Below are 1,147 nucleotides of genomic sequence, written 5' to 3' on the forward strand. Positions count from 1 at the left end.
ATGTGCGGCCGGTCGAAATGCGGCTGCAGCGTGATCGAGTACATGAAGATGTCCTGGCCCACCCGCTCGGCCAGCGCATCCTGCACGGTGCGCAGGTTCTCGGTGACCAGCGGGCAGACCTGGCCGCAGCTCTGGAAGAAGAAGTTGATCAGCACCACCCGGTCGCGGATCAGGTCGTCGTAGAACCGGTATTCCCGGCCGTCCTGGTCGACCACCGCGATGTCGGGGATGCCATAGGGCTTGCTCGCGCCGACCGCCGCCTGCGCTCCGGGCAGGGCCGAACCGGCGACCGTTCCGGCAATGACGCCGCCACCTCCTGTGAACAATGTTCTTCGATCCATATCCTCGTCCTCGAGAAAGGCGCGGCAAGGCGCGCGCATCCCCCCGGCGGACACTCACTGGCCCAGGGAAGATCATGCATGGGCCCGAGCGGACAGCGCCGCCCGAACATCATCGCAAGCAGGCGCCTAATGGCACCGCATCAGGATAATTACAAATAAGTACGGATCATCACATTCATGTCAAGTTGATTTAATTCAGGTTATATACCTGAATACTTTGAAGTTATAGATGACTATAACTTTGGCTATAAAAAGGCCTGAGAACATGGCTCCCCCAGGCGCCTGCTGACGAGCGGGCAGCCAATGCCCTGGGCCGGCGACAGCGCACGGGCGCGGGCGGCCGGGCGCGCTGCCCGGCCGCCTTCAGGCGGTGATGTCGAGATGCTGCGCGGCTTTGGCCGGGGGCTGCCCCTCAGCCCGCCGGGACCGGTGCCGCGTCCGGCAGCACGCCCTCGGCCTTCAGCTCCTGCCAGAACGCCGCCGGGATCCGCTGCCGCATCAGCTCGGCGTTCTGCCGGACCCGCTCCGCGTTCTTGGTGCCGGGGATCACCGTGGCCACCACCGGATGGGCGGCGCAGAACTGCAGGGCGGCCGCGCGCAGGTCGACCCCATGGCGTTCAGCGATCGTGCGCAGCCGGTCGCGCGCGGCGACCTTGTCCGGTGGTGCTTCGGCATACTCGAAGGTGGTGCCCCCGGCGATCAGCCCGGAATTATACGGGCCGCCCACCACCACATGGACGCCGCGCTCTGCGCAGCGCGGGAAGAACTCGTCCAGTGCCGGCTGGTTCAGCAGGCTGTAGCGGCCG

At 65.9% G+C, this 1,147-nt stretch carries 2 protein-coding genes; both read right to left on the bottom strand.

The window, feature by feature from the left end:
• Nucleotides 1-326: SCO family protein (locus EQG76_RS28250; RefSeq protein ID WP_200841195.1), on the bottom strand; the 326-nt coding region annotated here is incomplete at its 3' end.
• Nucleotides 327-753: 427 nt separating this feature from the next.
• Nucleotides 754-1,147: aldo/keto reductase (locus tag EQG76_RS28255; RefSeq protein ID WP_200841196.1), on the bottom strand; the 394-nt coding region annotated here is incomplete at its 5' end.

Source organism: Geminicoccus flavidas, assembly GCF_009806515.1.
Lineage (GTDB): Bacteria > Pseudomonadota > Alphaproteobacteria > Geminicoccales > Geminicoccaceae > Geminicoccus > Geminicoccus flavidus.